The sequence below is a fragment of the Actinoplanes teichomyceticus ATCC 31121 genome, from assembly GCF_003711105.1.
GTDB classification, from domain to species: Bacteria; Actinomycetota; Actinomycetes; order Mycobacteriales; family Micromonosporaceae; genus Actinoplanes; species Actinoplanes teichomyceticus.
On sequence record NZ_CP023865.1, the window covers coordinates 4,039,081 to 4,063,976 of the forward strand.

The 24,896-nt window shown below is 71.6% G+C and carries 25 protein-coding genes and 3 pseudogenes; 17 read left to right on the forward strand and 11 right to left on the reverse strand.

Translation table 11 applies throughout. From position 1 onward, the window contains the following. Positions 1-287 precede the first annotated feature (287 nt). The 3 genes from ACTEI_RS37815 to ACTEI_RS39360 are packed head-to-tail and all read left to right on the forward strand — an operon-like array spanning position 288 to position 2,535. Positions 288-1,028, forward strand: coding sequence for a hypothetical protein (locus ACTEI_RS37815; protein ID WP_203723647.1), 741 nt, complete (start codon positions 288-290; stop codon positions 1,026-1,028). Positions 1,029-1,043: 15 nt separating this feature from the next. Then, the gene (locus ACTEI_RS17780; RefSeq protein WP_203723646.1) at positions 1,044-2,129 is read left to right on the forward strand and encodes a tyrosine-type recombinase/integrase; all 1,086 of its coding nucleotides are present in this window, start codon (positions 1,044-1,046) and stop codon (positions 2,127-2,129) included. Next, positions 2,098-2,535: a DUF6262 family protein gene (locus tag ACTEI_RS39360; protein WP_372443261.1), complete on the forward strand. Its 438-nt coding sequence runs from the start codon at positions 2,098-2,100 to the stop codon at positions 2,533-2,535. The genes ACTEI_RS17780 and ACTEI_RS39360 overlap by 32 nt, the downstream gene beginning before the upstream one ends. A 247-nt stretch (positions 2,536-2,782) precedes the next feature. Here ACTEI_RS39360 and ACTEI_RS17790 read toward each other — a convergent pair whose 3' ends face one another. Continuing rightward, positions 2,783-3,361 carry a TetR/AcrR family transcriptional regulator gene (locus tag ACTEI_RS17790; RefSeq protein WP_122978682.1) on the reverse strand — a complete coding sequence of 193 codons (579 nt, stop codon included), beginning with the start codon at positions 3,359-3,361 and terminating at the stop codon, positions 2,783-2,785. A gap of 89 nt (positions 3,362-3,450) precedes the next feature. Here ACTEI_RS17790 and ACTEI_RS17795 point away from each other — a divergent pair, with 89 nt between their 5' ends. Then, on the forward strand, positions 3,451-3,897 hold the full coding sequence (locus ACTEI_RS17795; RefSeq protein ID WP_122978683.1) for an anthrone oxygenase family protein: 447 nt from the start codon (positions 3,451-3,453) through the stop codon (positions 3,895-3,897). Positions 3,898-4,283: 386 nt separating this feature from the next. On the opposite strand, the pseudogene ACTEI_RS17800 reads toward ACTEI_RS17795, so the two are convergent. The 4 genes and pseudogenes from ACTEI_RS17800 to ACTEI_RS17815 all read right to left on the reverse strand — a co-directional run. Continuing rightward, a pseudogene (locus tag ACTEI_RS17800) lies at positions 4,284-4,715 on the reverse strand (transposase); the annotation flags it as partial. Next, a complete protein-coding gene (locus ACTEI_RS17805; protein WP_122978685.1) occupies positions 4,712-4,912 on the reverse strand; it encodes a hypothetical protein in 201 nt (66 codons plus the stop codon). The gene ACTEI_RS17805 and the pseudogene ACTEI_RS17800, both read right to left, overlap by 4 nt. Next, entirely contained in the window at positions 4,909-5,313 is a 405-nt protein-coding gene (locus tag ACTEI_RS17810) for a hypothetical protein (RefSeq protein ID WP_122978686.1), read from the reverse strand. The genes ACTEI_RS17805 and ACTEI_RS17810 overlap by 4 nt, the downstream gene beginning before the upstream one ends. A gap of 10 nt (positions 5,314-5,323) precedes the next feature. Further along, positions 5,324-6,337 carry a DUF6192 family protein gene (locus tag ACTEI_RS17815; RefSeq protein ID WP_122978687.1) on the reverse strand — a complete coding sequence of 338 codons (1,014 nt, stop codon included), beginning with the start codon at positions 6,335-6,337 and terminating at the stop codon, positions 5,324-5,326. A 139-nt stretch (positions 6,338-6,476) separates the two neighbouring features. On the opposite strand from ACTEI_RS17815, the gene ACTEI_RS17820 reads away from it, so the two are divergent. Continuing rightward, positions 6,477-6,839 carry a hypothetical protein gene (locus tag ACTEI_RS17820; protein ID WP_122978688.1) on the forward strand — a complete coding sequence of 121 codons (363 nt, stop codon included), beginning with the start codon at positions 6,477-6,479 and terminating at the stop codon, positions 6,837-6,839. A gap of 98 nt (positions 6,840-6,937) precedes the next feature. On the opposite strand, the gene coaD is transcribed toward ACTEI_RS17820, so the two are convergent. The 4 genes from coaD to ACTEI_RS17845 all read right to left on the reverse strand — a co-directional run bounded on the left by coaD (position 6,938) and on the right by ACTEI_RS17845 (position 12,097). Next, positions 6,938-7,381, reverse strand: a complete 444-nt coding sequence (gene coaD / locus ACTEI_RS17825) for a pantetheine-phosphate adenylyltransferase (protein ID WP_239082384.1) — start codon at positions 7,379-7,381, stop codon at positions 6,938-6,940. A gap of 127 nt (positions 7,382-7,508) precedes the next feature. After that, positions 7,509-8,834, reverse strand: coding sequence for an MFS transporter (locus ACTEI_RS17830; protein WP_203723645.1), 1,326 nt, complete (start codon positions 8,832-8,834; stop codon positions 7,509-7,511). A gap of 270 nt (positions 8,835-9,104) precedes the next feature. Beyond that, on the reverse strand, positions 9,105-9,632 hold the full coding sequence (locus tag ACTEI_RS17840; protein ID WP_122978691.1) for a LuxR family transcriptional regulator: 528 nt from the start codon (positions 9,630-9,632) through the stop codon (positions 9,105-9,107). Next, positions 9,629-12,097, reverse strand: coding sequence for a LuxR C-terminal-related transcriptional regulator (locus ACTEI_RS17845; protein WP_239082383.1), 2,469 nt, complete (start codon positions 12,095-12,097; stop codon positions 9,629-9,631). Before ACTEI_RS17845 ends, ACTEI_RS17840 begins: the two co-directional genes overlap by 4 nt. A gap of 337 nt (positions 12,098-12,434) precedes the next feature. On the opposite strand from ACTEI_RS17845, the gene ACTEI_RS38990 reads away from it, so the two are divergent. The 5 genes from ACTEI_RS38990 to ACTEI_RS17870 all read left to right on the forward strand — a co-directional run bounded on the left by ACTEI_RS38990 (position 12,435) and on the right by ACTEI_RS17870 (position 17,827). Then, complete coding sequence (locus ACTEI_RS38990; RefSeq protein WP_280525901.1) at positions 12,435-13,772, forward strand: hypothetical protein; 1,338 nt, start codon at positions 12,435-12,437, stop codon at positions 13,770-13,772. Further along, a complete protein-coding gene (locus tag ACTEI_RS17855; protein WP_122978693.1) occupies positions 13,760-15,565 on the forward strand; it encodes a dynamin family protein in 1,806 nt (601 codons plus the stop codon). Before ACTEI_RS38990 ends, ACTEI_RS17855 begins: the two co-directional genes overlap by 13 nt. Then, on the forward strand, positions 15,562-16,017 hold the full coding sequence (locus tag ACTEI_RS17860; RefSeq protein WP_122978694.1) for a hypothetical protein: 456 nt from the start codon (positions 15,562-15,564) through the stop codon (positions 16,015-16,017). Before ACTEI_RS17855 ends, ACTEI_RS17860 begins: the two co-directional genes overlap by 4 nt. A 71-nt stretch (positions 16,018-16,088) precedes the next feature. Then, positions 16,089-17,465: an MFS transporter gene (locus tag ACTEI_RS17865; protein WP_122978695.1), complete on the forward strand. Its 1,377-nt coding sequence runs from the start codon at positions 16,089-16,091 to the stop codon at positions 17,463-17,465. Continuing rightward, complete coding sequence (locus tag ACTEI_RS17870; RefSeq protein WP_122978696.1) at positions 17,465-17,827, forward strand: GntR family transcriptional regulator; 363 nt, start codon at positions 17,465-17,467, stop codon at positions 17,825-17,827. Before ACTEI_RS17865 ends, ACTEI_RS17870 begins: the two co-directional genes overlap by 1 nt. Before the next feature lie 71 nt (positions 17,828-17,898). On the opposite strand, the gene ACTEI_RS17875 is transcribed toward ACTEI_RS17870, so the two are convergent. Beyond that, positions 17,899-18,441, reverse strand: coding sequence for a GNAT family N-acetyltransferase (locus ACTEI_RS17875; protein ID WP_122978697.1), 543 nt, complete (start codon positions 18,439-18,441; stop codon positions 17,899-17,901). Positions 18,442-18,638: 197 nt separating this feature from the next. Here ACTEI_RS17875 and ACTEI_RS39185 point away from each other — a divergent pair. Continuing rightward, a pseudogene (locus ACTEI_RS39185) lies at positions 18,639-19,104 on the forward strand (Tn3 family transposase); the annotation flags it as partial. Here ACTEI_RS39185 and ACTEI_RS17885 read toward each other — a convergent pair. Further along, on the reverse strand, positions 19,099-20,079 hold the full coding sequence (locus ACTEI_RS17885; protein ID WP_122978698.1) for a helix-turn-helix transcriptional regulator: 981 nt from the start codon (positions 20,077-20,079) through the stop codon (positions 19,099-19,101). The pseudogene ACTEI_RS39185 and the gene ACTEI_RS17885 overlap by 6 nt on opposite strands. Positions 20,080-20,212: 133 nt before the next feature. On the opposite strand from ACTEI_RS17885, the gene ACTEI_RS17890 reads away from it, so the two are divergent. The 6 genes and pseudogenes from ACTEI_RS17890 (at position 20,213) to ACTEI_RS17910 (ending at position 24,805) form a co-directional block, all read left to right on the forward strand. Continuing rightward, a complete protein-coding gene (locus tag ACTEI_RS17890; protein ID WP_122978699.1) occupies positions 20,213-20,626 on the forward strand; it encodes a DUF1761 domain-containing protein in 414 nt (137 codons plus the stop codon). A 121-nt stretch (positions 20,627-20,747) separates the two neighbouring features. Then, positions 20,748-21,209, forward strand: coding sequence for a VOC family protein (locus tag ACTEI_RS17895; RefSeq protein WP_122978700.1), 462 nt, complete (start codon positions 20,748-20,750; stop codon positions 21,207-21,209). Positions 21,210-21,285: 76 nt separating this feature from the next. Next, on the forward strand, positions 21,286-22,320 hold the full coding sequence (locus tag ACTEI_RS17900; RefSeq protein ID WP_122978701.1) for an aldo/keto reductase: 1,035 nt from the start codon (positions 21,286-21,288) through the stop codon (positions 22,318-22,320). A 276-nt stretch (positions 22,321-22,596) separates the two neighbouring features. After that, positions 22,597-23,004, forward strand: a pseudogene (locus ACTEI_RS38400) (recombinase family protein); the annotation flags it as partial. A 226-nt stretch (positions 23,005-23,230) separates the two neighbouring features. After that, positions 23,231-23,539 (forward strand): hypothetical protein, encoded by a 309-nt coding sequence (locus ACTEI_RS38405; protein WP_239082391.1) that lies wholly within the window; start codon positions 23,231-23,233, stop codon positions 23,537-23,539. Positions 23,540-23,941: 402 nt separating this feature from the next. Next, positions 23,942-24,805, forward strand: coding sequence for an alpha/beta fold hydrolase (locus tag ACTEI_RS17910; protein ID WP_122982229.1), 864 nt, complete (start codon positions 23,942-23,944; stop codon positions 24,803-24,805). The last annotated feature ends 91 nt before the right edge of the window (positions 24,806-24,896 follow it).

Below are 24,896 nucleotides of genomic sequence, written 5' to 3' on the forward strand. Positions count from 1 at the left end.
CGATCCGGTCTTTGCCTCCCCGCCCTGCACCGTTTCGGACTGCGACCGTCCGGTCATTCAAAGCGGGCTCTGCAACGCACACGCAATCCGATGGCGCCAGCGCGGGCACCCGGACATGCACGCCTTCCTCGCCGATCCGCCGAGGCCCGGTCCGTGGTGGGATACTGCCGGGCTGCACCGTCGCTGGATGCCGCTACGGCGTCAACAGCGGCGGGCTTTGCGTGAAGCATCGCGACCGGTGGCTGCGAGCCGGACGCCCCGACCTGGCTGCCTGGAACGCCCCTTCCTTGATCACTGCCGATGACGTTCCGGCTCAATGCCGCCTGCCGTTCTGCACCTTGTGGGTCGAGAATCGGCAGAAAGTCTTCTGCAAGAACCACGAAGCCCGGTGGCGTCACGCTGGCCGTCCCGACATCGAGCAGTTCATCGTCGACTGCCAGGTGATCGGCACGGCAAGCATCGACCTGCGAGGGCTGCCGCCTCAGCTGAAGCTGGAGTTCCAGTACGGCCTGCAATGCCGGGCCGACGCCCGCGCCCGCACGACGCCTCCGTACATGGTGATGCAAGCAGTGCGGCTGGCCAATGCCGCCGCAGTCGCCTCGCTGCTGGACCTGGAGGAACCCGAATGGCGCAAGGCCGCGAAGGCCGGCCGCAGCCGGCCACCCATCCTGTTCGTGATCGAAGCCCGAGAAGCGGTCGAGTCGCTGCGCGACGGCACGGGTTGGGAGGTGGAGTATCCCCGCGACGTCTGGCGGCTGCACAAGCTGCCCGGCATCACCGTCCGGCACGCGGATTCGACCTCGCGGGAGCGGCTGCGGTTCGACCGGATCAGCCAGCCTTGGCTGCGCGAACTGGGCAAACGGTGGACCCGGCTGCGGCTGGCCACGGGCTTGAGCGTCGGCGCGGCGAAAGCGGGAGTGGACGCACTGACCTGCTTCAGCCAGTTTCTGGCGCACGCCGGCGTCGACCGGCTCGCTGAGGTCGACCGCCCGCTGTTGGAACGGCACCTGGGCTGGGTTGCCTCATAGCCCGGTGGACACGGGGTGAAGAAGACCCGGATCGGCGGGCTGAACCTGTTCTTGCAGGCCGTCCGGCAGCACCGCTGGGACGACACCCTGCCGGGCAGCGCAGCGTTCTACGCCGGCGATACCCCGCCCGTTCCCGCACAGGTCTCACGCCGCTTGGCCGAACACGTCATGACCCAGGTGGAAGCCGAACACAATCTCAGCCGGTGGAGCGATCCGGCGGGCCGCCTGATCACGCTCATCCTCATCCGCTGCGGCCTGCGGATCTCCAGCGCCCTCACCCTCGACTTCGACTGCCTCGTGCACGACGCCCAAGGCGCCCCCTACCTGCGGTATTTCAACACCAAGATGAAACGTGAGGCGGCAGTCCCCATCGACGAAGAACTCCAGGCCGCGATCCGCGACCAACAGCAGCGCGTCCTGGCCCGCTGGCCCGAAGCGCCACCCGTGCTCTTCCCCCGTCCGCAAGCGAACGTCTCCGGCACCCTGCGCCTGCCCCACGGCACCTACCGCCAGATGCTCAACCGCTGGCTGGCCACCTGCGACATCCGCGACGAACACGGCCGACCGGTTCACCTGACACCGCATCAGTGGCGGCACACCTTCGCCTGCCGGCTGATCAACCGCGACGTTCCCCAAGAGGTCGTACGCGTGCTGCTCGACCACGAGTCCAACCAGATGACCGCCCACTACGCGCGGATCACCGACCAGACCGTCCGCCGTCGCTGGGAGGCCGCGATGAAAGTCAACATCAAAAGCGAGCGCGTCAGCCTCGACGCCGACGGACCGCTCGGCCAGGCGCAGTGGGCCAAGACCCGCTACGGCATCGCCACCCAGACCCTGCCCAACGGCTACTGCGGACTGCCCGTGCAAAAGAGCTGCCCGCACGCCAATGCCTGCCTGACCTGCCCGGTTTTCCTCACCGGGCCCGAGTTCCTGCCTGAACTACGCGAACAGCACACCCGCACCCTGACCCTGATCGACAACGCCACCACCTGCGGCCATACCCGGGTCGCGCAGATGAACCAGCAGGTCGCCGACAACCTCACCCGCATGATCGGCGAACTCGAGGATGGCAACGAGGAGACCGCGAGTGCGAGCTGACAACTCCCACGTGATCGTCGCTGCTGCCCGGCGGCGGGCAGCAGCGACCCTGCGCCGCGCGAAGGCGGCCCTGCGCCGGCTGGACACCACCGGCGTCACGATCACCTTCGAAACGGTCGCCCGCGAAGCGGGCGTCTCCCGGTCCTGGCTCTACAACCAACCCGACTTGCGAGCCGAGATCGAGCGCCTCCGAGCGCGGCACCGCGTTCCTTCAGCCCGCGCTGTTCCGGAGCGGCAGCGAGCCTCCGACGCCTCTCTGCTGCGGCGACTGCAGGCCGCCACCGAACGCAACCGGCAACTGGAAGCCGAGAACCGAGCGCTACGCGCTGCCCTCGCCCTTGCACTCGGGGAACGCCGCACAGCGCACCTCCCAGGGAAAGCTGCAAGTGCCTCAAGCTCGGCTTGACGCAGGGTAATCAACAGCATGCCGCAACAGCTTGATCACATACCCGCTTCTGCCGAGACAGTGTGAGTGTTCGATTCTTGCCTGCGTAGTAGTTCGTCGCCGTGAGAGCCCCGGCCACGTGCCAGATCACCGTTGCCGTGGGGCAGACTGAGCGGGGACGGTCAGCCTCCCCTTCGGTCCTCGATTATCGGCAAGGGGCGTCCGCGGTCTTGACCGAGGCAAGTGGCTTGTCGGCCGGGACGGCGGGTCAGAACATGGCGAGCCTGTCGAGCAGCAGCTCCACCCTCGACGCGGTGTCCTCCGGCAGTAGGCGTCCGGCCCGGGTCAGGGTCGCCAGGCCGTGCAGAGACGCCCAGAACACCTCGGTGAACAGCTGTGGGTCGACGCCGTTCCCGGCGACCTCGCTCAGGCACTCCAGCAGCGAGGCGAAAGCATCCTTGAGTGGTTGTGGGGTTTCCTCCTGCGCGTACGCAAGACCGCCGTCGAGCTCGAAGAGGGCGTCGTAGACCGCCGGGTTGCGTGCGGCGAAGTCAAGGTAGGTGCGTGCGAGGGCGGCTACCCGCTCGCGCGGACCGTCCATGGTATCGGTCGCGGCCCGCACCGCCGCGGCCATCTCGGTGGCGCCCTGGAGGGCGACGGCACCAATGATTTCGCGCTTGCCGCGGAAGTGGCTGTAGAGGACGGGCTGGCTGTACTCGATGCACTCGGCGAGCCGGCGGGTGGTGACCGCGTCCCAGCCCTGCTGTTCGGCGAGTTCCCGGGCCGTCACCACGATGAGGCGTTCACGCTGCGCCCGTTCTCGTGCCTTGCGTTCCTGTGCCGACATAGCCGCCACCCTAGCACCGCTAGGAATGCGAGCGCTGCACTGCTATCGTTGCCACGAAATCTAGCAACGCTAGGAAAGGGAAGGTCAATATGCTCAACGCACTTGAGGTCGTCACGACCGTGGTCGTCGGCGTGATGGTGGGGGTGGAGTTCTCCGTCGCCTTCGTCATCAACCCGATCCTCAACGCCCTGCCCGGGGAGAGCGGCCAGCTCGGTCGCGCCCACGGGGGTCGGATGCTCGGCGCCGTGATGCCGGCTTGGTACATCACCTCGCTCGCCCTCGTTACGGTCTGGGCACTCGCCGAATGGCAACGTCATGGCGCCGACCTCGTCATCGCCGCCGGCGCACTCCTGATCCTGAGCGTGATCATGTCGATCCTGCTGCTCGTCCCGATCAACAACCGCAGCAAGACGTGGACCCCCGAGAACCGGCCTGCCGATTGGAAGCAGCAGATGAACCGCTGGGACCGCTTTCACTACGTCCGCGTCGCCGTCATCATCGCCGCCTTCGCCCTGCTGGTCACCGCCATCGCCTGAGCCGGAACCAGTGGCCTGGGACGCTTCGGCAGGCACCGGTGACACTGGCGGATATGTGTTGCTCACAGGCATCCGCATCTGCCGCGATCCGCGTGCTTGTTACATGTGCCTGCGGTGACATGGCGTAGTCGTCGGCGAGTCGTTGGTGCGGCCGGTTCAGGACCGCTACGCCGCCGGGGTCGTCGATCTTCGGTGCGGCGAGCGCCGTCCGGGTACGGCGGGCGAGACCGCCAGGAGGGCTGAAGGGGTCTGCCCAGACCAGAGGCGACACGCCGAAGAGTAATTTCTGCGCTGCCGCCAAGTCCTGCTCAACCGAAGCGTCGATGACACCGCCCACCACGCAGAACACCAGGTCAGCGGACCACGCGTTGTGCTGACTCAAGATAACGGCCGTTGATCAACTTCGCGCCGTCGAAGCCACGGGTGTCCCGGCTGACGGTCTCGGCAGCTGTCACGCTCTGGGAGTCCATGATGGCGGTGACCGGGCGGGGGCACCGGCCTGCGTCAACGCGGATGCGGCGTCGCAGCTGGTCGCGGACGTGCTCGAGCACACCTGCCTTGGCCCAGCGGGCGAAGAACCCGTAAACGGTCTTGAAAGGCGGAAAGTCCGAGGGCAGGGCTCGCCACTTGCATCCGTTGTCGACCAGGTAGCGGATCGCGTCGACGATCTCGCGGCGCGGGTGCGCCTCCGGATGCCCACCCGTTGGTGTGGTGCTGGCCGGCACCGGCAGCAGCGGTTCGAGGAGCTCCCACTCGGCGTCGGTGGTGTCCGACGGGTAGCGCCGCCGCCGGGGCAGGGCCGTGATCGTGGCGTTCATTCGCCACGTGCCAGCAGCTCAAGCGCGGTCTTGACGCTGATGAGTTGGCCCAACACCAGCTGGGCCCACTCGTCGTCGGGATGGCCCTTCAGGTGCGGGATGATCACGCTGTCCAGCAGCCGGGTGGTCCGCAGCATCTCCTCGCGCACGCAGCCGCGGTCGTAGGCGATCCAGTCCGCGCCCTCGATGGTCGTCATGTGCTGCGGACGAGCAGCCCGAGCGCGGACTTGACGCCGGTGAGCTGCCCGAGCACCAACTGGACCCACTCGTCGTCGGGAAGCCGTTGAGCGTGCGGGATAACCGTGCTGCTCAGCAGCCGCGCGATGCGGGTCAGTTCGGTGCGCACGCAGGCCCGCTCGTAGGCGATCCAGTCGGCCGGCTCGGTCGACAGCTGGTAGCCGTCCCTGCGAGTCCAGGTCAGCGGGGTCAGGTTCTCCGCCGCCAAGACCTCACGCACGAACCGGAGCCCGGACTGGACCTGGTAGGCACTCATCTCGGTCGCGGTCATCAGCTGCCGGGTGGTCAGCCCGGCCGGGCGGGCTTCCATCAACGCGACCCGGACCAGATCACCGGCGACGTTCGCGGGCACCCGTCCCATAACCGGCGGCCTACTCGCCGCGCAGGAGGCGGGCCAGGCCCTCCTCCGGAGTGACCTGACCGGTGGCCACCGCGCCCTCGATCCAGTCCGCAGCGGCCCTGACCCGGGCAACGTTGCGCTGCACCGTCGCCTTCTCATCGTCGGTGTAGTTCTGCCCGCGCAGGCCAGGCACGATCCGGCCGGCGGACGCGACGAACTGGGCGCACGCACCGACCAGGTCGAGGAACTCGGCGGTGTGCTGAACCTGCTGGAGCGCGGGCGTGCGCTGCCGCACGACCTCCGCTCCTTGCCGGGACCGGTCGACCTGGGCGCGGTTGACCTGGTGCCTGGCCGTGCTGTCGGTCATCGCCCGTGCGGCCACCTCCGGCCGGCGCAGCAGATTCGTGGCAATCTGCGAGGCGACTTCCTCGTCACGAACCAACTCTTGCGCCGCCATGACCTTCTCCTGCACGGTGGTTTCGCTCATCGCCTTGAACGCCACGTCCGGCCGGCGCAGCAGGTCGGCGGCGACACGCGAGGCGACCTTCTCGTCGCGGACCAGGTCATGGACCGCCACGACCTTCTCCTCCACCGACTCCGGGCGCGCGACCCGGTTGCCGACCCGGCGCCTGGCGTCGTCCGGGCTCCACCGCCGCTCGCCCGTACGAGCGATCAACGGCGGCTGAGCGATCGCCGCGAACCGCTGCTGCGCGTCCGGGATCTCCGCCAGGATCGTGTGCACGGTGAACGAGGCGTCCACCCGCCGGTGCTCCCGGGGCCAGCGCGAGGCGACCCACCGCCACTTCTTCACTGTGGTCGCTGCGGCTCCGATGTCCTCAGCGAACATGGCCAGGGCCTGCGAGACGGTCACCATCTCCTCGCTCAACGCCGGATGCGCACCCCCATACGGGCGCATCGGCTCGATCTTCAACGCCCACTCGCCCATCCGGAACTGGATCCGGGCGTGTTCCTGCAGCAACTTGCGGCACTCGGTCACGATTTCGTCGTACCGGGCCTGCGTCACGTTCCCGATCATGGCTGGCATCAAGTCACCGCCCAGAGGGCCGCCCGCAGCGCGGCGAAGAACCCGCCGTCAGCAACTACGGTCGATACCAGTCAGGCTGAACCGCAGGCCAGCAAGGTCGCAGTCCCTCACAAGCGGTCACTCGTCCGAACGACCCGCTGTGAGTGACCTGCTCCGCCACGCCCTCGTACGACACCGCGGCGAACAGAACACCGCCGACAACGGCCGATCCAAACCAGCCGCCCACTCGGCCCCGCACTGCGGACACGTCACCCGGCGCTCCAGCCTCACCGCGGCGATCCGGGCCCGGCTCCGCCGCACCGTACGCCAATGCCGTGCTCGGCACGCCGGCGAGCAGAACACCATCGACGATCTGGCCGCCACCGGCAACCGGTCACCGCAGACCGGGCACCGCCGCAGCGGCTTCTTCTCCGCCGAGTTCCGCGCCGCGCCAGTCGGCTGCGGGACCAGCGACAGCCAGCCCAGGGAACCGCGCTTCGCACCGCTCATCTCGCGAGCGTAGAACCGGCTCTAACTCGCTCTTGGAGTAGCGAGACAGGCACTAAGTGGACGGTTCTCGGCATGACCACCACCCCTGGCGCCTTCGCTGGCGCTGTCGGGTCAGCCCCCGGGCCGCGGGGCCCGCACGGCCGTGGACGACACCGTCGCCAGCTCCGGCCGGGCAGGCACCAGCAACGTCGTCACGCCCAGTGCCTCGTTCATCGCGGCGAGTTCGTACTCGCGCAGGTGGTCGGTCGCGTTCCTGACCCCACGGATGATCACAGCGCAGCCGTTTCGCCGGCAGTAATCCACGGTCAACCCATGCCAGGCGGCGACCGCGACGTTCTCCCAACCCGCCGGCAGCAAGGCCCGGATGTCCCTCGCCCGCGCGGCGGTCGTCCCGGACGGCTGCTTGCCGTCGTTGACGGCAACCAGAACCGTGACCCGATCGAACATGCGGCGCGATCGGTCGACAATATCGAGATGACCTGGCGTGAACGGATCGAACGTTCCGGGATAGACCGCTCGGATCACGCCGGGGCCGCCATCACCAGCATGAGACACCGGACCAGGGTAGGCCCGCGCCGACCCCGAAGACGACGCGCGAAGCATCGGCTCGCGCGGTCACGGACAGCACCGGGTGCGGTTGTCTCGTCCGGGGGCTGCTGCCGCCACGGCGCGGGTCTCGGCCTCAACCGTCGGCCGGGGCGGGGTCGTCCCGCGCACGCGGCGGCTCTGCCGGAACGTGCGCGGGCCGGCCGGGGCTGTCCGGCAGGTCGCGGTGGTGTCTGATCGGGCCGGTGAGCAGGATGCCGGTGGACAGCACGAGCGCACCTGTCATGATCCAGACGGCGGGGCGTACGCCGAGGGCGGTGCCCAGCAGCCCGCCGAGCAGGGCGCCCAGCGGCATCGTGCCGTAGTTGACCAGCTGCATGCCGGTGACGACGCGGCCGAGCAGGTGCCGCGGCGTGTAGGTCTGGCGGAAGCTGTCCTTGATGATGTTGCCGGCGACGATTCCGGTACCGACCGCTGTCCCGGCCAGCACGACGAGGGTGAGGCCGGGACCGGGACCGGCGAGCGGAATCAGCAGCGCGAAGGGCGCTGTCGCCAGGTGGCACAGCAGCAGGCCGCGCGCCGTGCCGCAGCGGCGCGCCACCGTGGTGGCCACCAGCGCGCCGAGGACTCCCCCACCGCTCATGAGGGCGAGGATGACGCCGACCGTGCCGGGCTCGGTGACCGCGTTCTCCCGGACCAGGAAGACGACCAGGATCGACTGGTAGCCGGTGAGCGCGAGATTCGCGGCGGCGCCGAAGACGGCCATGGTGCGCAGGTACGGGTCGTGTCTGAGAAACCGCAGTCCTTCGGTGAGCTCGCCCAGCAGCGGCCGGTGCGGGGTCCGCGGGGACGGGCGTGGTTCGCGGTGGCGCAGGGTGAGCAGGCAGACGGTGCAGACCAGGAAGGTGCTCGCGTCGGCGAGCAGCCCGAAGACGGCTCCGAGCAGCTGAGCGATGAGGCCGCCCGCGCCGGGTCCGGCGACCTGGGCGGCTGCTTCGCTGCCGTGCAGCTTGGCGTTGCCCTCAGCCAGCCGGTCCCCGCTCAGCAGCGACGGTAGGTAGACCTGGTGGGCGGTTTCGGAGAACACCGCCGCCGCGCCGGCCAGCAGGGCCACCGTGAGCAGGTGGGCGATGGTGAGGGCGTTGAGCCAGGCGGCTGCCGGCACACTGGCCACCAGCAGCAGTGACACCGTGTTGCAGGTGATCATCACGGGGCGGCGCCGGAGCCGGTCGACCCAGACGCCGGCGGGCAGCCCGATCAGCAGCCACGGTAGCCAGACGGCGGCCTGCAGCGCGGCGACGTGCAGCGTGGAGGCGTTCAGGGCGCCGACGGCGACCAGGGGCAGGGCGACCGCGGTGATCGCGCTGCCGAACGTGCTGGTGGTCTGGCCCACCCAGAACAGCCGGAAGTCGCGGTGGCGCAGCACGGTGCCGCGCCGGTCGCCGGCGACCAGCGCGGTCACGGTGTGCCCGGCACGCCGTGGGCGAACACGACGACGGCCGGTCCGGTGGTGGCCGCCCGTGAACCGGCCGTGCCGGGGTCGTGGACCTTCCGGGCGTCCCTCAGCCGCCGCCGTGGCGGGTGGGCCGGGGCGGCAAGCAGGCGCGCATCGGGGGGCTGGCGTGCCTCGTCCGTGGTCATGAGGTCAGCATTCTATGCGCCAGATGTGTCGTACAAGACGTCTGGCGCCGGTGGTGTCCGCGCCCGATGCGCGGCGGCCGGGGCCGGGGTTTCAGTCCGGCTGGCGCTGGCGCAGGTAGGCCAGGACGGCTTCGCGGGTGGTGCGTACCCCGAACAGCGCGCGCGCCTCGGCGATGCGCCGGTTGGCGGTGCGCAGCGACAGGAATTCGGCGGCGGCCGCGGCGGCGATGGTGTCGCCGGCGGCGAGACGGTCGAGCAGGGCGCGTTGTTCCGGGATCAGGCTGGCCACCGGGTCGGCGCCGTCGGCGCCGTGGTGCACCGGCCCGATCCGGGCCAGGTCGTCGAGCAGGGCGCGGCCGGCCGCCGACTCGGCGTCGCAGATCACCACCACGCCGGCGCCGCGGGCGGCGGCGAGCACCGCCAGCCGGACGCTGTCGGTGTCGTCGTCGCCGATGCGCCCGTGCAGCACCAGGTGCGCCGCGGCGACGTCCCAGGACGGGTCGGGCAGCGCGAAGCCGGGCCGTGCCGTCCAGCCCTCGCGGGTCAGGCGGCGCAGGAGCGTGTCGGCCTCGGCGGTGCTGGCAACTACATGGCGTGGTGCGTCGATCTGTGTGTTCACCGGCCATCCTCGCTGTGGTCGCTGGTGTCGAGTCGGGTCGCTGACGCGGCGAAGGCGAGCGCGGCGGCCTCGGTGCGGGTGCGGGCGCCGAGTTTGCGCATGCTGGCGCGGATGTGGGTGTCCACGGTCTCGGCGGAGATGCCCAGCTGCCCGGCGATGCGGCGGGTCGGTTCGCCGGCCGCGACCAGTGCCAGCACGTCCTGTTCGCGCCGGGTGAGCGCGCCCGGGCTGCGGCGTCCACGGGTGTCGCGGTGCACGCGGTGCTGGCGCAGCCCGCGCCGGGCCCGGCCGGCGAGCACGGTCAGCCCGGCGGTGTCGGCGAGTTGCTCGGCGTGCAGCAGCGCGGCGACCGCGCGGTCGCGGTCGGTGTCGGTCAGCCCGGCGGCCAGCAGGCAGCGGATCTGTTCGCGCAGCGCGACCGGCTGCCAGCCGGCCGCGGCGGCCTCGAATCCGGAGCCCAGCGCCCAGGCGGTCAGGGTGCGCCGTGCCGGTGCGGGCAGGTCGACCGGGACCGGGGCGTGCGTGGCCACGCCCAGGTCGTGCGCCGCCCAGCGGGCGGTGATCGCGTGCAGGCCGGCCAGCAGGCCGCTGCCGGTGTCCTGGCCGGCGGCGCGCTCGGGCTGCCCGTCGAGCCAGGCGGCCTCGCGGGCCACCCAGTCGGCGGCCGGGTGTGCCGGCGCGCCGGCCAGCCGGGCACGGGCGGTGGCCAGCAGCCCGGTGTCGGCTTCGATCAGGGCGGTGGCGGCGGTCGCGTACGCGCGGGCCTGTTCCGGCAGCGCCCGGTCGGTGAGGTTAGCCGCGCGGCGCAGCACCGCGTCCGCGCCGTCCCCGCCGCCGGCGGCGGTGCCGGTGGCGGGCCCGTGCAGGGCCAGGGCCCAGTCGGCGGCGGCGGCGAACCGGGTCTGCCAGCCGTAGGCGAGCGCGGCCCCGGCAGCCCGCGCGGCGCTGCGCGCCGCGGTGGCCGCGTCGAGCAGCCGGGCGTCGGCGGCCAGGGTTTCCACCAGCAGCCAGGCGCTCCACCGGGCGATCAGCGGGTCGCCGGTCTCGGCGGCGGCGGCCAGCTCGCGGTCCCAGCCGGGCCTGCGGTGCGCGGCGCGTACGGCGGCCAGCGCGGCGGCCACGCCCGGTGGCGGCGCCGGATGCCGGGCGGCGATCTTGTCGGCTGTCTCCAGCGCCGCCATCGGGGTGGTGGCCAGGGCGGCCAGCAGCAGCACCCGGTCGCGGGCGGCCACGACCGTGGCCGGCGCGGTGTCCGGTACGCCGCGCACGGCGTCGTGCGCGGCGGGTGTCCGGCCGTCCTGCAGCAGCGCCTCGCCGTGCAGCACGGCGACTTCCAGGGCCAGCGGCGCGGCGGCGCCGCCGGGGCGCGCCCCGGCGGCGGCGAGCACGGCGGCGGCGTCGCCGGGACGTCCGGCGATCAGCGCGGCGTCCGCGGCGGCCAGGCGTACCCGCAGGTCGATCGAGGTGTCGAGGCCGCAGGCGAACAGCAGCAGCGCGGCGCGTTCGCCGCCGGTGGCCGCGTCGGCGGCGGCCAGGGCCTGCCGGTACGCGCCGGCGTGGTCGCCGGCGGCGGCCAGGTGCCGGGCCGCTTCGGCCGGTGGGGTCAGCTGCGCCAGCCGCTGGTGCAGCTCGGTGCGCGCGGCCGGGTCCAGCAGCCCGGCGGCGGTCTCGGCCACGTACGCCGACACCGGTGTCAGCGCGCCGCCGGGTTCGGCCTGCACCAGCCCGGCGGCCAGCAGGTCGGTGGCGCCGGGGCCGAGCAGGGTGGCCGCGGCGGGCCGGCCCAGCAGTCCGAGCGCGGCCAGCGCGGTGCGTGCCGGCCGCGGCAGGTCGGCCAGGGCGGTGGCGATGGCGTACGCGAGCTGGTCGACGTCGCCGGGCGCGGCGCGCCCGGCGACGGCCTGCCGGGCCAGCGCGATGATCGCCAGGGGGTTGCCGCCGGCGCGGGCGGTGACCGCGGCGACGGTGGCGTCGTCCAGGCGTGCGGCGGTGCGCCGGGCCAGCGCGCCGGCCTGCTCGGCCGACAGCGGCGCCACGGTCAGCCATGCGGTCGCGGCGGCGCGCAGCGCCCGGTGCGTGTCGTCACCGAGCCGGTGCGGGGTGCGCAGCGCGACCAGCACCCGGCAGTGCCGCGCCAGGTGTGTCAGGGCGGCGACGGTGGCCGGGTCGCAGTGCTGCAGGTCGTCGAGGACCAGCAGGCCACCGCGGACGCGGGAGCGGACCGCCTCGGCCAGCAGGGGCACGTCGTGGCCGGGCAGCCGGGCGCGTACCGCGCGGGAGAGCGCCAGGGCGGGCACGGTGGCGAGCATGGCCAGTCCGCCTCCGGCGTGCACCGGGCCGGGCACCGCCTGGGCGATCCGGCGCAGCAGGGTGCTGCGACCGCAGCCGGGCGGGCCGGTGAGCACGACGAGGGCCGGGCCGTGACGCAGAGTGGAGGATGCGGCCAGGTAAGGCTCGTCCGCCACTAGTGTCCTCCTTGCCTGGCACGAACGCGGGATCCCCGGCGCGGCGCCGGCATCCGTAGGCTGTGCTGCGGGCCGGATGCCGGTCCGGCTGCCCCACGAGAAAGGCCCCGTACGTGACGCCGACTGCCGCGTTCTGCACATTGTCGCTGACGGTGTGCTCGGCTGACGAGTCGTGGTGACCGGCCCGCTCAGCAGCCGGCTGGCTACGCTGTGTCACGAGATCGTCACGGAATTTGGTTCCGGTGCTGGTGGCCAGGTACGACAGATCGGCGAACGTCTCCACGAGCCGCTACGCGTCGCCATCGCCGGCCGCCTGAAAGCCGGAAAGTCGACACTAGTGAACGCCCTCATCGGACGGCGCGTCGCCCCGACCGCCGCCGGCGAATGCACTAGAGTCGTCACCCGCTTCCGGTACGGCCCCGCCGACCGCGTCGACATCGTCACCCGCGACGGCAACCGGCGCAGCCTGCCGCTCGACGACGACGGCATGATCCCGGCACGCCTGGGCGTACCCGCCACCACCATCGCCTACCTCGACGTCACCCTCACCGACGACCGGCTGCGCGAGCTCACCGTCGTCGACACCCCCGGCCTGTCCTCCACCGACCACGCCTCCAGCCGCCGCGCCCGGCACGCCGTCGGCCACGCCCCCTTCGACGACGGCATCGACGCCGACTCCACCAGCGAGATCGCCGCCGCCGAAGCCGTCATCTACGTGTTCACCCAAGCCGTACGCGCCGACGACGTGCACGCCCTGCACGCCTTCCACGACGCCTCCGCCCGCCTGGCCGCCAGCCCCGTCAACGCCCTCGGCGTCCTCGCCAAAATCGACACCCTCGCCGGCGGCCCCGACGACCCGTGGCCGATCGCCGTCCCGCTCGCCGCCGACCAGGCCCGCCTGCTGCACCGCACCGTCAGCGACGTCGTACCCCTGGCCGGCCTGCTCGCCGAAACCGCCGGCGCCGGACGCCTCACCGGCGCCGACCGCGACAGCCTCACCCGCCTGGCCACCCTGCCCGGCCCCGACCTGCGCCTGCTGCTGACCTCCGTCGACCTGTTCCGCACCCTGCCGGCCCCGCTCGACGCCGAACGCCGCGAACGGCTGCTGACCCGCCTCGACCTGTACGGCATCGGCTACGCCTGCGCCCAGCTGGCCGCCGAGCCACACCTGAGCACCGGCGAACTCGTCCGCCGGCTGCTGGCCGCCTCCGGCCTGCCCCGCCTGCACCACACCCTGCGCCAATGCTTCAGCTGGCGCGCCGACGCCATCAAAGCCGGATGGGCCCTGACCCGCCTGGAACGCATCGCCGGACACACCAGCGACCCACGACTGCGCGCCGCCGTCCGCGACCGCCTCGAAACCGCGCTCCGCGACCCCGCCTACCACCGGCTACGACTGCTCGACGCCGCACAGCGCGCCGCCACCGGCGCCGTCACGCTACCGGCCGACCGCGAAACCGACCTGATCCGCCTGGCCACCAGCGACGACCCGCGCACCGTGCTGCAACTGCCGCACGCCGCCCCCGACGAACTGGCCGCCGCCGCGATCACCGCCGCCGCCGGCTGGCGCGCCTACGCCGTCGACGGCGCCGGACCCGCCCAGGCCCGCCTGGCCCACATCGCCCACCGCGGATACCAGCTACTGGCCCAGGAGGTACGCCGATGCGCGAGCTGACCACCGTCATGGACACCGCGATCCGCGACACCCTGGCCTACCTGCGCACCACCGACATGGACGCCGCCGCCGACCTCGCCCAGCTACGCCACACCCAGCTCACCCGCCCCGGCGTGGTCGTCGTCGGCGAAACCAAACGCGGCAAAAGCTCCCTGGTCAACGCCCTGCTCGGCGCCCCCGGCCTGTCCCCGGTCGGCGCCGGCGTCACCACCGCCACCTACCTGCACATCACCCCCGGCCCCACCTACACCGCCCACGCCTGGCTCAGCGACGGCGGCGCACCCGTGCCCGCCGACGACCTCACCGCCTTCACCGCCGCGCGCCGTCGCGCCCGGCGCATCGACATCACCCACCCCGCGCCGCTACTGCAATACCTGAGCCTGCTCGACACCCCCGGCGCCGGCGGCCTCGACCCCGCCCACGCCACCGTCGCCCTCGACGCGGTACGCCGCGCCACCGCGCTGCTGTTCGTCGCCGACGCCTCCGCCCCGCTGTCCCAACCGGAACTCGACTTCCTCGCCCGAGCCGCCGAACGCATCGACGCCGTCATCTTCACCCTCACCAAGATCGACGCCTACCCCCAGTGGCGGCGCATCGCCGAGGACAACCACACCCTGCTGCAGGCCCACGCCCCCCGCTTCGCCGCCGCCCCCTGGTACCCGGTCTCCGCCCGGCTGGCCGAACTCGCCCTCACCGCCGGCCCCGACACCCGCAACGCCCTCGCCGACGCCTCCCGCATCCCCGGCCTGCAACACGCCCTGGTCGAACTCGCCGGGCGCGGCCACCAACTGCAACTGGCCAACGTGCTGCGCGCCGCCCGCGGCGAACTGGCCCGCCTGCACACCCTGGCCACCGCGAAACTGCACGCCACCACCGCCGACCCGGCCCACCAGGCCCGGCTACGCGCCCAACGCGCCGCCCTGGCCGACCGCCGCCGCAGCCAGACCCGCCAATGGACCCTGCTGCTCAACGCCGAGATCCAACGCGCCCGGGTGGAAACCGTCGGCACCCTGCGCGGCCACATCACCGACATCCAACACCAGATCACCACCAGCATCGACACCATGCGCGGCGACCAGCTCACCCACCTGCCCGACCACCTCGACCTGCACCTGCAGGCCACCGCCGCCACCCTGTCCGAACACCTAGAACACACCTTCACCCAGGTCACCGACACCGTACTGACCAGCGCCTGCGAACCCGGCGAACGCGACACCGTGCTCGGCAAGGTCAACGCCACCCTGCGCCACGCCGTGACCGCCACCCCACCACGCGACGGCTCCGGCGACAACCTGCTCATCGCCCTGTCCGCCGGCGGCATCGCCTTCATGGCCGGCCGCGGCGCCGCCGCCGGCCTGTCCGTGCTCGGCGCCGCCGCCGGCGGCCTGCTCATCCCCGCCGCCGGCCTCGGCCTCGGCCTGGCCGCCGGCGGCTACGTCCTCTACCGCCGCCGCGTCCACACCGACCGCCAACACGCCCGCACCTGGCTACGCGACGTGCTCACCGAAGCCCGCGCCGCCCTCACCGACGAGATCACCGTCCGATTCACCGACCTGCAGTACGCCCTGTCACTCGCCCTCGACGACGCCGCCGGGCGCCGCCTGCGCGACCTCGACACCCAGATCGCCGAGATCGACGCGGCCGCCGCCGAGGACACCGCCGGCCGCGCCAAACGCCGCGCCGCCGCACAACACGAGCTCGACACGGTACGCACACGACTACACCAGGCCGACGAAGCCCTGCTACGGGCACGCGCCCTGACCCCGGCACCACTCGACGAAGGGCAGTCATGACCGACCACTGGGGCGACTTCGACGACCACGACCTGCCCGGCCTCACCGACCACGACGACCTGCCCGGCATCCACGAACCGGCCGACACCCCCGCACCCGAGGAAGACCTCGGCCCCGACCCGCACGAGCACCCCACCGACCCACCCGCACCCGACCACGAGCACCCCGCCGACCCACCCGCACCCGGCGACACCGCCGGCGACGACTTCCCACCCCCGCTGCACGTCGACGAGCTGCCCGAACCCGTCGACGGCTTCCCCTGGATCGACACCGCCACCCTCGGCGACCCCGACACCTACCAACCCCCGCACGAACCGGTCGACCCGGCCGCACTGGCCGACCACGCCGGCATCGACATCCCCGACGGCGCCGACCCCTGGACCACCCTCGCCGCCAGCGACGACCCCGCCGTCAGCGCCCTCGCCCGCTGGTGGACACCCGACCCCCGGTGATCGGCATCTCGCCCGCACCGCCCACGGATGACATCATGTGCGCGCACCGAACCACACCCCGGGAGCACACGATGGCCGTCACCGGCACCCCGACACCCACCCCCGCCGGTCGACGCGAACGCACCGGCTGGTACCTCTACGACTGGGCCAACTCGGCGTTCTCCACCACCGTCATCACCGTCTTCCTCGGCCCGTTCCTGACCAGCGTCACCGAACAGGCCGCCGGCTGCGCCATCGACGCCGACGACTGCGACGCCGCCGTGCACCCGCTCGGCATCACCATCGCCGCCGGCTCCTACTTCCCCTACCTGGTGTCCCTGTCGGTCCTGCTGACCGTCGTCGTCCTGCCCATCATGGGCGCCATCACCGACCGCGCCCCCCGCAAGAAACCCCTGCTGGCCGGCGCCGCCTTCCTCGGCGCCGCCGCCACCGTCGCGATGGTCTTCGTCACCGGCGAACGCTACCTGCTCGGCGGCGCGCTCTTTCTGATCGCCAACATCGCCTTCGGCGCCTCCATCGTCGTCTACCACTCCTTCCTGCCCCAACTGACCGGCCCCGACGACCGCGACCGCGTCTCCAGCCTCGGCTGGGGCATCGGCTACCTCGGCGGCGGCATCCTGCTGCTGCTCAACCTCATCGCCGTCACCACCCTCAGCCAGCACGACAACCCGCAACGCACCCTCGACCTGGCCCGCTACGCCATCGTCTCCGCCGGCATCTGGTGGGCCGGCTTCACCCTGCTACCGCTGCTCTGGCTGCGCGAACACCCCGGCGCACACAGCAGCAACACCCGCGGCAACGTACTCACCGACGGCTTCCGCCAACTACGGCACACCCTCACCGCCCTGCGCGCCTACCCGCTCACCCTCGCCTTCCTCGGCGCCTACCTGATCTACAACGACGGCATCCAGACGATCATCTCGCTGGCCAGCCAATTCGGCACCGAAGAACTCCACCTCGACCAATCCACCCTGATCATCACGATCCTCATCGTGCAATTCCTCGCCTTCGGCGGCGCCCTGCTGCTCGGCGCGCTCGCCCGACGCATCGGCGCCCGCAACACCATCCTGATCAGCCTCGCCCTCTGGCTCGCCGTCGTCACCGCCGCATTCTGGCTACCCGCCCGCGCCCCCGTACCGTTCATGCTGCTGGGCGCCGGCATCGGCCTGGTCATGGGCGGCAGCCAGGCCCTCAGCCGCAGCCTGTTCTCCCAACTCATCCCGCACGGCCGCGAAGGCGAGTACTACGGCTTCTACGAAATCAGCGACAAAGGCACCAGCTGGCTCGGCCCACTCTTCTTCGGCCTGATCTTCCAACTCACCGGCAGCTACCGCCTCGGCATCATCTCCCTGATCATCTTCTTCGTCACCGGCGCCGCCCTGCTCGCCCTGGTCCCCCTGCGGCGCGCCATCACCGCCGCCGGCAACACCCCACCGAAGCTGATCTGATGAACATCACCATCGACCCCACCTCCCCGACCGCCCCCTACGAACAGATCCGGCTGCAGATCGCCGCCCTCGCCGCCGACGGCACCCTGCCCGCCGGCACCAAACTCCCCCCGGTCCGCCACCTCGCCACCGACCTCGGCGTGGCCGCCAACACCGTCGCCCGCGCCTACAGAGAACTCGAACAAGCCGGCCTCGTCGACACCCGCGGCCGCCTCGGCACCGTCATCACCGCCCGCGCCACCGGCACCTCCCAGCGCGCCCAGCAAGCCGCCACCGCCTACGCCGCAACCACCCGAGCCCTCGGCATCCCACCCGAGACCGCGCTCGCCCTGGTCAAAGCCGCCCTCGACGCCGCCACCTGAACCACCACCGCTCCCGGCACGGCCGGCACGCCGACAACCGCGCCGCACCGGGCAACGCCGCGGGCACCGGCCTACCGCGGCCCCGCCACGATCGGCTTACGCATCCGCACCAGCGGCACCGGCACTCCCCCGGCATCGTCGTGCAGCCGCTCGACCGGCACGAAACCCGCCGCGCGATAGAGCGGCTCACCCGAGAGCGTCGCCATCAACTCCAGCACGGTGAACCCCTCCGCCGCGGCCGCCGCCTCGCTCAGCGACAGGATCAGGCGCCCGACACCCCGGCGCGCGAAGTCCGGATGGGTGTACATCGCCCGTACCTTCGCGGGGTCCTGGCCCGGTTGCAGCAGCGCCGCGTCGCGGCCGGCCGAATGGTCGCCGCCGTAGAGCGTCGCCCGGCGGCTCCAGCCGCCGCATCCGGCGATCCGGCCGCCGGACTCCACGACGAAATACGTACGGTCGTCGACCAGCGCCGTGTCCAGCCCCATGATGGCCCGGCTCGACGCGATCTGCCGCCGGTCCAGGAAGTCCTTCTGCAGTTCCGCGATCGCGGCGTCGATCAGCGCCAGCAACGCGGGCAGGTCCGCTCGTGTCGCGAACCGGTGGGTGAACGTCATCGCGGCTCCGATCCGTCCCGGGCCGCACGCGCGGTCCGTCTCATGGATGCGGCCACCGCCATAATGGCACCGCGGTAGGGGCCGCCCGTAGTTTTCAGACCAAGAACAACGCTGAGGATTGAGGGTTGACCATGCTCTGATCAGGGCCGTAGCGTCCCGTCCCGTTTCGATGGTCGATGCTCAGGTGGTGGTGTTGTGGCGACCCCACCGACCTGCCGGTCTTCGAGCACGCCACCGACACCCACGGCGCCACCCTGGCGAACTTCGCCCTGTTCGACCTGGTCGGCAAACAACTGTCCCCGCGGATCCGCGACCTCGGGAAGATCACCCTGTACCGGACCAGGCCGCGTGCCGACGTCCTGGACCGGTACCCACGCGCCGGCGAAGGGGCGCTGCGGCGCCGTCACCACGAGCAGCAGACCGAACAGATGTCTGGCCACCAACGCGATCGTCTGCTGGTCTACCGAGTACCACGGGCTCGGCGTGGCCACCCTGCGCCGGACCGGCCGCCAGGTCGATGACGAGGTCCTGGCGCACATCTGGCCGGCCCACCACGAGAACGTGCACTTTTACGGCACGCACTCCGTCGACATCGACGGCGAACTCGCCCAGCTCGACACCGACGGCTACCGGCCGTTGCGGGTCGCGAGGGTGCCGTCATGATCGCGGGCGGCCTGTTGTGGTGCGGGTGAAGCGGCGGGCGAGGTGCACGAAGGCGTCGGTCAGTTCGTCGGGGCCGATGACCTCGATGTCGGCGTCGTAGCGGGCGATGGTGGCGGCGAGGCTGGTCCAGGACCAGGATCCCTGGGTGAGCCGGCAGCGGTCGGGGGTGATCGGTTCGACGACGCCGTCGCGGGTGTAGAGGGCCACGGTGGCGGCCGGCAGGTCCAGCAGCACCGTGCCCTGGCACGGCCAGTTCCCCGAGGCGTCCCCGGACCCGCGGAAGACGCCGGTGACGTACGTGGCGACGTCGGTGGCAGGCAGCGCCCGGGGCTGGAAGCGTGGCCCGTGGGGGGTGCGCGGATTGATCCGGTCGATGCGGAAGGTGCGCCAGTCGTTGCGGTCGAGGTCCCAGGCGATGAGGTACCACCGTCCGTCCCAGGTGACGACGTGGTGTGGTTCGGTGCGGCGCGGGGGTTTCGTGTCGTCGGAGCCGTAGTCGAATCGCAGGATTTCCTGGGCGCGTGCGGCGGCGCTGACGGTGAGCAGTACGCCGGTGTCGACCGGGGCGGCCGGCCGTGTGGTGGGCCGCTGCACGGCGGTGACGTCGAGTGCGGCGATGCGGTGCCGTAGCCGGGAGGGCATCACCTGGCGGATGGTGTTCAGCGCCCGTTCGGCGGCTTCGGCGAGCCCGCTGCCGAGGGTGGTGGCGGTGGTCTGCAGCGCGATGGTGAGCGCCACGGCCTGGTCGTCGTCGAACAGCAGCGGGGGCAGTTCGGTGCCGGCGCCGAGCCGGTAGCCGCCGTCCGGGCCTTTGACCGCGGCGATGGGGTAGCCGAGCTCGCGCAGCCGGTCGACGTCGCGGCGCACGGTGCGCAGGCTGATGTCCAGGCGGTCGGCCAGGACGGTGCCGGACCAGTCCCGGCGGGTCTGCAGCAACGACAGCAGGGCCAGCAGGCGGGCAGACGTTTTCGGCATGAACCTGATTCTGTCAGCAGTAGGTGTCACTCCCTGGCACCTACTGCTGCGAATCTTGCTCTCGAGCCGGTCGAGCACGGTGCTCGGGTGGACGCCGTGACCGCTCATCCCTCTTTGACGTACGGAGAAACACATGTTCGATGTTCTGGGCGATCTCAACTGGCTCGGGATCCTGGTCGGCTTTATCGCCCTGACCCTGCTCGGCGGCCTCTGGTTCGCGGCCCTGTTCCCCCAGGCGTACAACCGGTCCCTCGGCCGTGACCCCGGCGCGAAGGCGCCCTCGACGCCGCTGTTCCTCGCCGGGCCGCCGCTGACCAGCCTGATCATCACGGTCACCAGCGCGATCCTGTTCGCCGCGCTGAACATCGACACCTACCGCGACGCGCTGGTGTTCGGCCTGATCATCGGCGTCGGGTACCTCACCGCCAACACGGTCACCATCGCCATCAACCCCAACTTCCCGCGACCGCTGCTCTACGCGGCGATCTCCGGCAGTTACAACATCGTCGGCAGCCTGATCGTCAGCACCGTCCTGCTGGCCATCTGAGAGCCCTCGGCCGGGTCCATCGATCCGGCCCCACGATCACCGTGCTCTGGTTACCGCACTTGAGGATCAACCACCCCATTTCAGGCCGATCCGGCCGAGAACCATCACCAAGGAGTCCCGCATGGCCATCACCACCACCACGCACCTGAACTTCCGCGGCGATGCCCGCGCGGCGCTGGAGTTCTACCAGTCCGTCTTCGGCGGCCACCTCACCGTCGTCGCGTACGGCGACTTCGGTATGCCCAAGGAGCTCCCGGACGCCGACAAGGTCGTCTTCGGTCAGGTCACCGCCGACAACGGGTTCAGCATCATGGCCTACGACGTGCCCAGCCAGGCACCCGCCGCGGCCGCGCCGGCTGGAACGACCCGCGAGCACGGCATGACGCTGACCGGCGAGCGGTTCTTCGTCTCCGTGCGTGGTGAGACCGCCGACGAGGTCCGCGCGCTGTGGGACAAGCTCGCCGACGGCGCCGAGATCATCGAGAAGTTCGGCCCCTCGCAGTGGGCGCCCGGCTTCGGGATGCTCACCGACCGGTTCGGCGTCACCTGGGTCCTCGACGTCGCCGTGGCCTACGCCGGCTGACCCACCCCACCCCGGTCCGGGGCGGCCCAGCCGTCCGCCCCGGACCACCCCCCACCGGCAAAGGACAAATAGTCACATGCGCATGCGCCCCCTCGGCCGCACCGGCATCCAGGTCAGCCCCTACTGCCTGGGCACCATGATGTTCGCCCCGTTCGGCAACCCCGATCCCGACGACTGCGCCAGGATCATCCACCGGGCCCTCGACGCCGGTATCAACTTCATCGACACCGCCGACGTCTACGGCGGCGAGGGCGAGACCGAACGCATCGTCGGCACAGCCCTCAAAGGCCGCCGCGACGACGTCGTGCTCGCCACCAAGTTCAACGGCGCCATGGGCGCCGATGCGAACCGGCGCGGCAACTCCCGCCGCTGGATCGTCACCGCGCTGGAGGACTCCCTGCGGCGCCTCGGCGTCGACCACATCGACCTCTACCAGGTCCATCACCCGGAACCCGGCACCGACATCGAGGAGACCCTCGCCGCCCTGACCGACCTGATGCGGGCCGGCAAGATCCGCGCAATCGGCCACTCCAGCATGCCGGCCGCCGAGATCGTGGAAGCCCAATGGACCTCCGAACGCCGGGGGCTGGCACGGTTCCGCACCGAACAGCCCACCTACTCGATCCTCAACCGCGGCATCGAACGTGACGTGCTGCCCGTCTGCGAACGCTACGGGATGGGCGTACTGACCTGGAGCCCTCTGGCGTCGGGCCTGCTCACCGGCCGCTTCCGTGCCGGCCGCGAACAGCCTTCGGCCGGGCGGATGCACTGGGTGCCCAACCACATGACCGACCCCCGCAACCACGAGGCCGTCGAACGACTCGTCCCGATCGCCGAGGACGCCGGCCTGTCCCTCACCCACCTGGCCGTGGCCTTCGTCATCAGCCACCCCGCCGTCACCTCGGCGATCATCGGCCCGCGCACCATGGCCCACCTCGACGACCTGCTCGCCGGCGCCGGCGCCACCCTCGACGACGACACCCTCGACCGCATCGACGAGGTCGTCGCACCCGGCGTCGACCCGGGCACCCTCGACATCGCGTACACCCCACCCGCCCTCACCCAGACCGGCCTGCGCCGCCGCCCCGCTGACGACCGCGCCGCGGTGTGAACACCCACCACACAATGGACCGTTCGCATAAACGGTCCATTGTGAGAGCAAGTTGATGATCCAGCCCCTGAACCGCGGTTTCGGACCGGTTTTGTTCTCAAAACCCGTTCTCACGCAAGCGCGCCGTGAGGGGGTTCTGAGAAATGTTTGTGCAAGCATCTGGGGATGGTCGTCGATGAGAACCGTGAATCCGACTCGCGTGATGCCGGATAAGTCGAGCGGCATCCGTGCCCGCGGTGTCAGGCGCAGCCCGGGTCGCCGTGCCGGTCCCGGTCCGGCGTGGTTGCGTCCTCGTACCACACCGGCCGGTTCACCAAGGTCGGCCGGCTGGGCAAAGCGCTGCGGGTACTGACCCCGGCCGACCGCGGGCCCGGACAGCCCTGGCGGCCGGGCACGCCGCCGCCGACGCCCCTGCCCCCGGACACCCCGGCGGCAGACATCCGGATCGGGTACGCCCGATGCAGCACCCTGACCCAGGAACTCCAGTCACAGCTGGACGCACTCGCCGCGCACGGCATCCCCCGCGACAAGATCTTCTCCGAGAAGATTGCCACCCGAATGCGGGTCCGGCCGCAGTTCGAGGCCGCCCTCGCGCTGGCCCGCGAGATCAAGGCCCACGCCCCGCACTGCCGGGTCATCTTCACCGTCAACGAGATGAAACGCCTCGGCCGCGACGCCGCCGAACTCACCGCCCTCGCCGACCACCTCGTCGCCCACGGCCTGGTCCTGGAGATGCTCGCCGGCCCGCTGCCCGGCATCTACGACCCGACCGGGCCGGATCCTGTTCGCGTTCTTCGCCGCCCTGGCCGAGACCGAACGCGACAACATTCGCGAAGGCACCCTCGAAGGCCTCGACGCCGCCGCCCGCCAAGGTAAGCACGGCGGCCGGCCCCCGGTCATCACCGACGACATGCTGCACACCGTGCTGCGCCGCCGCGCCAACGGCGAAACCGTCGAGAAGATCCAGCCCGACCTGGTCATCCCGACCGGCAAGCGCAAGGGCCGCAACCCGAGCGTGGCCAGCATCTACCGCGCGCTCGCCGCGCACGAGAAAGCCCAGGCCTACCCGGACGCCGTCGAGCAGGCCCACGCCGAGCACGCGCAACGCGCGGACGGCCTTCCGGTGATCGTCCGCCCACAGCCCGCCGGTGTGCTCCACCAGATCGACCCCGAGCTGGCCGCCCGGATCCAAGGCCGCCCTCTCAACCGGCTCGAGTAGCCGCGTGAGCCTCCGGTCGCGCATCCCACATGCCGGAACGACGAGAAACCGGGGAGTGGACGCCCGGCGGCCCACCTTCTTCAGGCGATCGCTCCAGGTCCCGGCCTAGATCAACTGCTCAACGTTGTTCTTGGTCTGGAAACTACGGGTGGGCCGGTAGCGGCCGGCGACGCGGTCCGGGGCGCCATCGCGCACGAGAAAGGTTTCGGGTTGTCGGCGAAGCCGTCCTTCGGCGGTTGTCGGTGCGGCTTGCCGCACCGCCTCTAAGCCATCCTAGGATTCTAGGAATGGAGGTGTCCGGATCGGCGCGTGAGAGCTGACCGACACGACGGGACCCGCGCACGCGAGGCCGGCCGGGAAATAGCCGCGACGCACGTCGATCGCGACGATACGGTGCTGGCCATGCCGCACACGCACCAGCGCTTCGTGTCCTCCGGCCCGCTGCGGCTGTGGACCGAACGAATCGGCGACCCCGCCCACCCGCCCCTGCTGCTGATCATGGGTGCGTCCGCGCAGGGCATCACCTGTCCGGACCCGCTGATCGCCCGGCTCGTCGCCCGCGGCGTCCAGGTGATCCGCTTCGACCACCGGGACACCGGCCGATCGAGCACCGTCGACTTCGACACCCATCCGTACGCGATCGCCGACCTGGCCGCCGACTGCCTGGCCGTGCTGGACGGCTACGGGCTAGCCGCCGCGCACGTGGCCGGCTTCTCCATGGGCGGCATGATCGCGCAGTGGCTGGCCGTGCACGCGAGCGCCCGGGTGCGCTCGCTGACCGTGCTGACCAGCACCCTCATGGGCCACCGCTCCGGACCCGCGCGCGCCGGACAGCCGCCCGCCCCCGGCGACCTGCCACCGCCGGAGCCCGCCTTCCTCGCCCATCTGGCCGCCGGCATGCCGCCGGGCGTGGAGTCCGACGTGGCACTGTTCCGCCTCTTCAACGGACCGGTCCGCCCGTTCGACGAGGCCGCCGCCCGCGCGATGCTGGAACGGGCATGGTCGCGGGCCACCGATCCGGCCGCGGCCGCCAACCACCACCGGGCCGGCCACACCTTCGCCCCGGACCGGCTCGCCCCGCTGTCGTCGATCACCGCCCCGACCACGATCGTGCACGGCGACCACGACCCGGTCTTCCCGCTCGCTCACGGCGAGGCCCTGGCCGCCGCCATCCCCGGCGCGCGCCTGCACGTCGTACCCGGAATGGGGCACGTCTTATTCTCCCCCGGGCTTGCCGAGCAGGTCGCCGACCTGATCCGGCTGTGAGACGCCCGGCGGCGCCGCCCGCCGAGCGTGGAGCAGCCGTGTGACGATCCGCGCGCGCCGGCCGACGGGTCCGGAGCTCGCCGGCCCGCAC